General features: G+C 41.0%; 8 protein-coding genes. 7 read left to right on the top strand and 1 reads right to left on the bottom strand.

The genetic code is table 11. The features are described 5' to 3' along the window. The 6 genes from HMPREF9074_RS01235 to HMPREF9074_RS01210 all read left to right on the top strand — a co-directional run. On the top strand, positions 1–1,097 hold a 1,097-nt coding region (locus HMPREF9074_RS01235), incomplete at its 5' end, for an ATP-binding cassette domain-containing protein (protein ID WP_034539398.1). A 75-nt stretch (positions 1,098–1,172) separates the two neighbouring features. Then, positions 1,173–2,123, top strand: a complete 951-nt coding sequence (locus HMPREF9074_RS01230) for a phosphoribosylaminoimidazolesuccinocarboxamide synthase (RefSeq protein ID WP_034539395.1) — start codon at positions 1,173–1,175, stop codon at positions 2,121–2,123. 4 nt (positions 2,124–2,127) lie between these two features. Further along, positions 2,128–3,258 carry a 2-amino-4-hydroxy-6-hydroxymethyldihydropteridine diphosphokinase gene (gene folK / locus HMPREF9074_RS01225; RefSeq protein ID WP_034539393.1) on the top strand — a complete coding sequence of 377 codons (1,131 nt, stop codon included), beginning with the start codon at positions 2,128–2,130 and terminating at the stop codon, positions 3,256–3,258. Between the two features lie 20 nt (positions 3,259–3,278). Beyond that, positions 3,279–4,097 (top strand): 3-methyl-2-oxobutanoate hydroxymethyltransferase, encoded by an 819-nt coding sequence (gene panB, locus HMPREF9074_RS01220; protein ID WP_009388560.1) that lies wholly within the window; start codon positions 3,279–3,281, stop codon positions 4,095–4,097. An 11-nt stretch (positions 4,098–4,108) separates the two neighbouring features. Then, positions 4,109–4,921: a YoaK family protein gene (locus tag HMPREF9074_RS01215; RefSeq protein ID WP_009388561.1), complete on the top strand. Its 813-nt coding sequence runs from the start codon at positions 4,109–4,111 to the stop codon at positions 4,919–4,921. Beyond that, the gene (locus HMPREF9074_RS01210; protein WP_034539390.1) at positions 4,839–5,522 is read left to right on the top strand and encodes an RluA family pseudouridine synthase; all 684 of its coding nucleotides are present in this window, start codon (positions 4,839–4,841) and stop codon (positions 5,520–5,522) included. Before HMPREF9074_RS01215 ends, HMPREF9074_RS01210 begins: the two co-directional genes overlap by 83 nt. A 4-nt stretch (positions 5,523–5,526) precedes the next feature. Here the strand turns inward: HMPREF9074_RS01210 and HMPREF9074_RS01205 are convergent, their stop codons facing one another. After that, entirely contained in the window at positions 5,527–7,320 is a 1,794-nt protein-coding gene (locus tag HMPREF9074_RS01205) for an AMP-dependent synthetase/ligase (protein WP_009388563.1), read from the bottom strand. 265 nt (positions 7,321–7,585) lie between these two features. Here HMPREF9074_RS01205 and HMPREF9074_RS01200 point away from each other — a divergent pair. Beyond that, positions 7,586–8,364 (top strand): DUF2339 domain-containing protein (locus HMPREF9074_RS01200; protein ID WP_156961096.1); only part of this gene is annotated, 779 nt, incomplete at its 3' end.

Genomic DNA, 8,364 nt, shown 5'->3' with positions numbered 1-8,364 from the left:
CTTATGAACAACTGCTAAAAGCTGATACTCTAACAGGAAAATACCTCAGCGGACGCTTAAGCATTGAACCGCCTAAGAAAAGGCGCACCTCGCCCCACTACATCAGTTTAATCGGTTGTCGCGAGAATAACTTGAAGAATATAGATGTGAGTTTTCCGCTGGATATGCTGACCGTAGTAACAGGGGTATCGGGTAGTGGCAAATCGACCTTGATAAAGAAGCTGCTCTATCCTGCTATGCAAAAAGAGTTAAATGCCAGCAACGAAAAGATAGGGCAATTCACCCGCATAGAAGGCAAATATAAACAGTTGCAAAGCGTGGAGTTTGTAGACCAAAACCCTATAGGCAAATCGAGTCGCTCTAACCCTATCACCTACCTAAAAGTATATGACGACATTCGCAACCTCTACGCCAACCAAAAATTGGCTAAGATGCGTAACTTTTCGGCTAAGCATTTTTCTTTCAACGTAGATGGAGGACGCTGCGAGGTGTGCAAAGGCGAAGGAGAGGTGACCATAGAAATGCAGTTTATGGCAGATGTGCACCTAACCTGCGAAGCCTGTGGCGGCAAGCGTTTCAAAAAAGAAGTGTTAGAAATAACTTACGAAGGGAAAAACATAGATGACCTACTGAACACTACTATTGACGATGCCGTGGCTTTCTTTGCCGCTCATAAGCAAACAAAAATAGCAGAAAAACTCAAACCTCTACAAGATGTAGGCTTGGGGTACGTAACCTTAGGGCAATCATCTTCTACCCTATCGGGTGGGGAAGCGCAACGCATTAAATTAGCCTCGTTTTTATCAAAATCAGAGAGCAAAGAAAAGGTGCTTTTTATCTTTGACGAACCCACTACTGGCTTGCATTTTCACGATATACGCAAGCTCTTAGACTCGCTACAAGCACTAATAGAAAAAGGGCATTCGGTGATAGTGATTGAGCACAACTTAGAGATGATAAAATGTGCCGACTACGTAATAGATTTAGGCTTAGAAGGAGGCGAAAAAGGAGGTTCTATAATAGCAAAAGGCACCCCCGAAGAGATAGCCAAATGCAAAGAAAGCTATACAGGTAGCGCCTTAGCTAATGACAAATGACAAATGTTTGTTGCTAATTGACAATTATTTTGTACTTTTGCCGCGAGAATGAATATTATCTAAATTTTTAGAATGATGAATACCATAACAAAAACTAACTTTAAATTTCCCAAACAAAAATCAGTATACAGAGGGAAAGTACGCGATGTGTATCAGCTGAAAGATGATACCCTCATAATGATTGCTACCGACCGTATTTCAGCTTTTGACGTTATCCTTCCTAAAGGGATACCCTACAAAGGACAAATACTCAACCAAATGGCTGTACGCTTCTTAGAGCAAACTGAAGATATAGTACCCAACTGGCTAACTGCCTCGCCCGACCCTAACGTATCTATAGGGCAGGTATGCGAACCCTTAAAAGTAGAAATGGTAATACGTGGCTACTTGGCCGGACACGCTGCTCGTCTGTACAAAAACGGTAAGCGTATGCTTTCGGGGGTAGCACTACCTGAAGGATTGAGAGAGTTTGATATTTTTCCTCAGCATCCTATCATCACCCCTGCTACTAAGGCAGAACAAGGACTACACGATGAAGATATATCGCGCGAAGAGATTATCAGAAGAGGTATCGTAAGTGAAGAAGACTATCGCCTAATGGAGAAATACACTTATGCTCTTTTTGCTCGTGGCAGCGAAATAGCCTCAAAACACGGACTTATATTAGTAGATACTAAATACGAATTTGGCAAGACACGCGATGGCGAAATAGTGCTTATAGACGAAATTCACACTCCGGATTCTTCTCGCTACTTCTACAAAGAAGGATATGACGAACGCCAAGAAAAAGGAGAACCTCAAATACAACTATCGAAAGAATTTGTACGCCAATGGCTTATCTCGCAAGGCTTCCAAGGTGAAAAAGGACAAAAAGTGCCTGAAATGAGTGATGCTTATGTGCAATCGGTTTCAGACCGCTATATAGAACTCTACGAGAATATAATGGGCGAGAAGTTTATACCAGGTGATACTACTGATATAGAAGGGCGTATCTATGAAAATGTAGAGAAATATTTGAAGAGTTAGTTTTTTGAATCACGATATATACATATCATTGGGGAGCAATCTGGGGAACCGGAAAGCATACTTGCAACAGGCTATTGAAGGGATTGCCATGCGGGTGGGTACTATCGTTGATATTGCCCCTATTTACGAAACACCTTCGTGGGGTTTTGCAGGTGAGGCATTCCTAAATACTTGTTTGTTATGTAAGTCTTTTCTGTCGCCAGAGGAAGTATTATCGCAATTACTACAGATAGAACACGAGTTAGGAAGAGAGCGTGTACCCAACCAAAAGGGGTATCAATCGCGCACTATCGACCTTGATATACTGTTTTATGACGATGAAGTTATCAATAGTGAACTACTGACAATACCACACCCTCTGCTACACAGACGCAAGTTTGTACTGCGCCCTTTAGCAGCCCTCGATGAACAGAAAGTACACCCTATACTACAGAAAACAATAGGCGAACTGCTACGCACTACCGATGACCCATCGCCTGTGCAACGCCTCTCTGACCAACTGACATTCCCTGCACAGAAATCACCTTTTCTGAACTATAAATACATAGCTATAGAAGGTAATATAGGCTCTGGGAAGACTACATTGGCAACTAAGATAGCTGAAGACTTTAATGCAAAACTCATCTTAGAGCAGTTTTCTGATAATCCTTTCTTGCCTAAATTCTACGAAAATCCTAAACAATACGGTTTTACCTTAGAAATGTCGTTCTTGACAGAGCGCTACCAACAAATGCGTGAGCAGCTTGCCCAAATGGATTTGTTTAAGGAGTTTGTAGTATCAGATTACGATATATTTAAATCGCTTATCTTTTCTAAAGTTACCCTTAGCGAAGATGAGTTTGTACTATACCGAAAGCTCTTCTACCTACTCTACAACCAAATTATCAAGCCTGATTTGTACGTATTCTTATACCAGAATACTGACCGCCTGATTGAGAACATCAAAAAGCGCGGGAGAGCGTATGAACAGAATATATCGCCTGATTATCTGAAGAAAATACATTACGGATATTTAGATTTCATACAGAAAAATACCGCTATCAACTCACTTATCATCGATGTTACTGACCTCGATTTTGTAAAGCATTATAACCATTATGAACTTATCATAGAGAAGATAAGAGAGTGTAATTAATTTTATAAAAACATAAGAAAATGTCAGCTGTTAGAAAAGAATACAAACGCGTAACTACCAAATCGGTAGTAGAAATGAAAGCCAATGGCGAGAAGATATCAATGCTTACTGCCTACGATTATACTTTTGCTAAATTATTAGACAGTGCAGGGATTGATGTACTATTAGTAGGCGACTCTGCCAGCAACGTAATGGCAGGACACGAAACTACCCTACCTATTACCTTAGACCAGATGATTTATCACGCTTCTTCTGTGATAAGAGGCGTTACACGTGCTTTGGTAGTAGTAGATTTGCCTTTTGGTACTTATCAGTCTGACCCTAAGAAAGCATTGCGTTCAGCTACTCGCATAATGAAAGAAAGTGGAGCTCACGCTATCAAATTAGAAGGGGGTAAAGAGGAAGCAGAGAGCATCAGACGAATAGTAAATGCTGGCATACCCGTAATGGGACACTTAGGACTCACTCCGCAATCCATACACCAATTTGGTGGTTTTGGTCTGCGCGCAAAAGAAGAAGCTGAAGCTCAAAAACTAAAAGAAGATGCTAAACTATTAGAACAGTTAGGTTGTTTTGCAATAGTATTAGAGAAAATACCTGCTGCTTTGGCTGAAGAGGTAGCTAAGAGCGTACGCATACCTATCATAGGTATCGGGGCTGGGAATGGTGTTGATGGACAAGTATTAGTAATGCACGATATGCTGGGAATGAGCAATGAGTTTCACCCTAAGTTTTTGCGCAAATATGCTAACCTACAAGAAGTTATCAACGAAGCAGTAACCCACTATATAGCTGATGTTAAAAGCGTTGACTTTCCTAATGAAAACGAAAGTTATTAGAATGCAGAAAAATGTTTAGACATCAAGGGAAAAGTCGGACTGCCAAACATAATTTACAAATAGCCGTAGTGCTCTCATTCGTTGCAGGAATGGTGAACGTTACCGGCTTTTTGTTTATGGGTAAACTCACCACCAATGTTACTGGGCATTTTGCTTACTTCATCTACGATGTATCTGTAGCCGAGTTTTGGAAAGGGCTTATCTACTTCCTTTATATCTTTGCTTTCTTAGCTGGTTCTTTCTGCTCTGGACTACTGATAGAGTATGCTAATTATCACCGCAAACACAATAAATACCTCGCCCCTACCCTATTAGAATGCTTTTTGTTATTATCGGTATGGGGGTTAAATACTTTCTCAACAGGTGGTATACCCCAAAATATAACTGCTTGTATATTGCTCTTTGCTATGGGATTGCAAAATGCCTTCGTTACCAAAATATCTAATTCGGTAGTGCGTACCACTCACCTAACAGGACTCTTCACCGACCTTGGTATCGAACTATCGCAACTGCTTTACCTTCACAAAAATCACTATGAAACATATTTGATAGAACTACGTAACCGCATACGGCTACGGCTATTTATCATTACCTTTTTCTTCTTAGGAGGCTTCTGCGCAGGCTATTTCTACATAGCCCAACAATGGCAACTCTACACTTTACTACTCTCCGTTGCTATCTTATTATTAGGGCTCTTCTATGACGGAATGCGCTTCTTTTACTTTAGAAATAAACGACATTATGAAACTTATCACAAACGCCGAAAACGTAGACGTGCTATACGAAGACAATCACGTAATAGGCATAAACAAGCGCGTGGGTGACATCGTACAGGGCGACAAAACCGGCGACATCCCCCTTAGCGAACACCTAAAGGCTTACTTAAAAAAGAAATACAACAAGCCTGGCGAAGCATACCTCGGTGTAGTACATCGGTTAGATCGTCCTACCACTGGGGTAGTTCTTTTTGCTAAAACCTCCAAAGCCCTCAGTAGGCTAAATGCTATGTTTGCCGATAAAGCACAGGTACAAAAAACCTATTGGGCATTAGTAGATGCAATGCCCCCTGCTACTGAAGGCACTCTTACCCACTGGTTAGTCCGCAATGAAAAACAAAACAAATCAGTAGCACATAATAAAGAAGTGCAGCACAGCAAAAAAGCCGTACTGCACTATAAATTATTGAAGTCTTTTGACCATTATCACCTATTAGAAATAGACCTTATCACAGGTAGACATCACCAGATAAGAGCGCAATTAGCCGCTATAGGATTGCACATAAAAGGCGACCTAAAATACGGTGCTAAACGCTCTAACCCCGACGGGGGCATCTGTTTGCACGCCTATAAGCTCACTTTCGAGCACCCCGTGAAGAAAGAAGTCATCAGTATTGAAGCAGCCCCTAATTGGCAATTAGGCAAATAGCCAATTAGCGATACATCGCTTCTATCTCACGACTATAATTAGCATAAATCACCTTGCGACGAAGCTTAAGCGTAGGAGTAATCTCATTGCGCTCAATAGAAAAAGCAGTAGGTAGCAGGGTGAATTTTTTTATCTGCTCATAATCAGGTAAATCACTTTGGAACTTCTGCAACTGCTTGCCTATATATTCTATCACCTGACTGTGCTTAATGAGGTCTGCTGTGTTTTTATACTTGATATTGAGGTCTTTGAATGCCTGAGTAAGTATCTCATAATTAGGCACTATCAAAGCTGATACAAACTTCTTACCATCGGCTATCACCGCTATTTGCTCAATAAGGTTATACTTGCCCACTTTGCCTTCTATCAGCTGAGGGGCTATATATTTTCCGTTAGAAGTCTTCATCAACTCTTTAATGCGCTCAGTGATAAAAAGATTATTATTCTCGTCTATTTTACCTGCATCACCCGTACGCAAAAAGCCATCAGGAGTAAAAGCCTTAGCCGTTTCTTCAGGGTTCTTATAATACCCCTTCATCACCATACCTCCTTTTACTAATATCTCATTATCCTCGCCTATGCGCACTTGCACATTGGGCATTAGTGTACCTACTGACTGTAAATTGAAACGATTATCACCCCAACAAGATACAGTAGCCGTAGTTTCGGTCATTCCGTAGCCCAATTTGACATTGATGCCTATCGATTGGAAAAAACGCCCTATACTCGGCTCAAGATTAGCACCCCCACAAGGCATAAACTTAATACGTCCACCCAAAACCGCTTTAAGCTTGGTATAGACCATTTTATCAAAAAAGTTATACGCCTTTTTCAATAAAAATGATGGTTTGCGGTTTTGCTCTTTGAGGGTTAATACCCTGCGACCTGTTTTAACCGCCAATTTGAAGAGCATTCGCTTTGCAAAGGACGAAGCATCAGCCTTATCATGCACGGTAGCGAATATTTTCTCATAAAAGCGCGGCACAGCACACATCAGCGTAGGACGCACCTCAGCAAGGGCTTCGCGCACCAAATTAGTATCTTCTAAATAATAAACCACAATCGCTTTGTAAAGACAGAAGGACGTCCAAGCGCGCTCATATACGTGCGTTAGCGGCAAGAACGACAACGAAGAATCGGTGTCATCTACCTCAAGCCTTTGCGAGTGACCGAGCATCTGATAAGCCAGATTTTCGTAAGTGAGCATCACCCCCTTAGGCTCGCCCGTAGTACCCGAAGTGTAGATAACCGTAAAAAGGTCAGATAAATCTCTACTATCTATGCGCTGTTGTAACTCCTCATCTAACGCATTATTATTGCCAAACGCCAAAAAGTCCGTCCAGTGGATAGAGTATTTTTGTTCTTTTAGCTGTATATGGTCGTCAAAAAGGATTATTTTCTGTAGAGAAAGGCATTGGTCGGCTACTTCTAAAGCCTTCAGATATTGTTTTTCATCTCCTACGAAAAGGAATTTTATCTCAGCGTGATTCATCACGTAGAGGGCTTGTTCAGCAGTGTTAGAAGTGTAGATAGGTACGGTTACGGCGCGTATTTGCAAACACGCAAGGTCGGTAAGCGTCCATTGGGGGGTATTCTGAGAGAGGATACCCACCGTTTGCTGTGGGGCAACCCCTTGCTGTAGCAATGCCTTAGAAAGCTGAGTAGTGATGGTGCCCAATTTTTCCCAAGAAATCGGTTGCCAATGAGCATCAATTTTCCTCATAAGAGCCTCTTTCTTAGGGTACTTCTGAATGTTCTCGCGAAATAGCGAGACATAGTGGTAGGCTGTTAAATCCATTTGTTAGTGAATTAATAATGGGGCAAAGGTATAAATTATTTATCAATTAGCAAATTATTTAGTTTAATAGCAGGGGCTAGAGTTCGCTTATCCTTCGCTCGTCTTTCGCTCGTCTTTCGCTCGTCCTAAAGGGTACGTATATCAAAAGTAAAAGGAAGATAGGTATAAAAGATTTTTCTTCTTCTTTTATTTGTTTTCTAAAAATTATTTATTACTTTTGTACTCTGAAATCGAAAGCGAACATTCCGCTTCAATCAAGAAACCTATGCGCATAGATAAAGATTTAGATACCTTAATCGACAAAGTAGATAACGTAGTAGATAGACAATACGACTTTATCAAAGAAGTAAAAGGCATCAAAGAAACTATATGGAAAATGAAAGCTGAAATGGCTACAATGCCTACTGCTTCAGAAACCGTAGTTGAACCTATTGTTGAAGAGGCTGCTGCTGAACAACCTATTGTTGAGGAAGTTACTGCTGAACCTATTGTTGAGGAAGTTACTGCTGAACAACCTATTGTTGAGGAAATTACTACTGAACAACCTATTGTTGAAGAGGTTACTGCTGAACAACCTATTGTTGAGGAAGAAGTTGCTACTGAACCTATTACTGAGGAAGTAGAATCTGTAGCCGAGCCTATAGCTGAAGAGGCTCAGGCGCCTACTGCTCCTGTAGCTGAAGCTACTCCTACCGCTTCTTTTTATAACAAAAAGGAAAAAGAGCCTGTGTTTGAAAAATCATTCGACGACCTATTAGGAAAGAATAAAAACCGAGATTGGGAGCGCTTTATCGGAGAGAATTTATTTAGCAAAATAGGGATTGGTATTATCCTAATTGGGGTATTTATAGGGGTGAAATATTCTATCGACCACAACCTTATCAGCCCTGCTATGCGCTTAGTTTTGGGTTACCTAACGGGGGTTGCTCTATTTGTAACCGGAGCCGTACTCAAGAAGAAATACGAGAATTTCAGCGCTGTATTAGTCAGCGGTGCTATGGCTATTTTCTATTTCGTTACCTTTATAGCGTATTCAGTCTTCGA

Source organism: Capnocytophaga sp. oral taxon 329 str. F0087, from assembly GCF_000213295.2.
GTDB lineage: Bacteria > Bacteroidota > Bacteroidia > Flavobacteriales > Flavobacteriaceae > Capnocytophaga > Capnocytophaga leadbetteri_A.
Note: the sequence above shows the minus strand (reverse complement) of the source record. Positions and strands in the feature narration are given on the sequence as shown.

Bases quoted from the DNA above. Each gene is read 5' to 3' on its own strand.
- HMPREF9074_RS01210 (WP_034539390.1), top strand. From the start codon at position 4,839: ATGAAACTTATCACAAACGCCGAAAACGTAGACGTGCTATACGAAGAC.
- HMPREF9074_RS01230 (WP_034539395.1), top strand. From the start codon at position 1,173: ATGAATACCATAACAAAAACTAACTTTAAATTTCCCAAACAAAAATCA.
- HMPREF9074_RS01215 (WP_009388561.1), top strand. From the start codon at position 4,109: ATGTTTAGACATCAAGGGAAAAGTCGGACTGCCAAACATAATTTACAA.
- panB (WP_009388560.1), top strand. From the start codon at position 3,279: ATGTCAGCTGTTAGAAAAGAATACAAACGCGTAACTACCAAATCGGTA.
- HMPREF9074_RS01205 (WP_009388563.1), bottom strand. From the start codon at position 7,320: ATGGATTTAACAGCCTACCACTATGTCTCGCTATTTCGCGAGAACATT.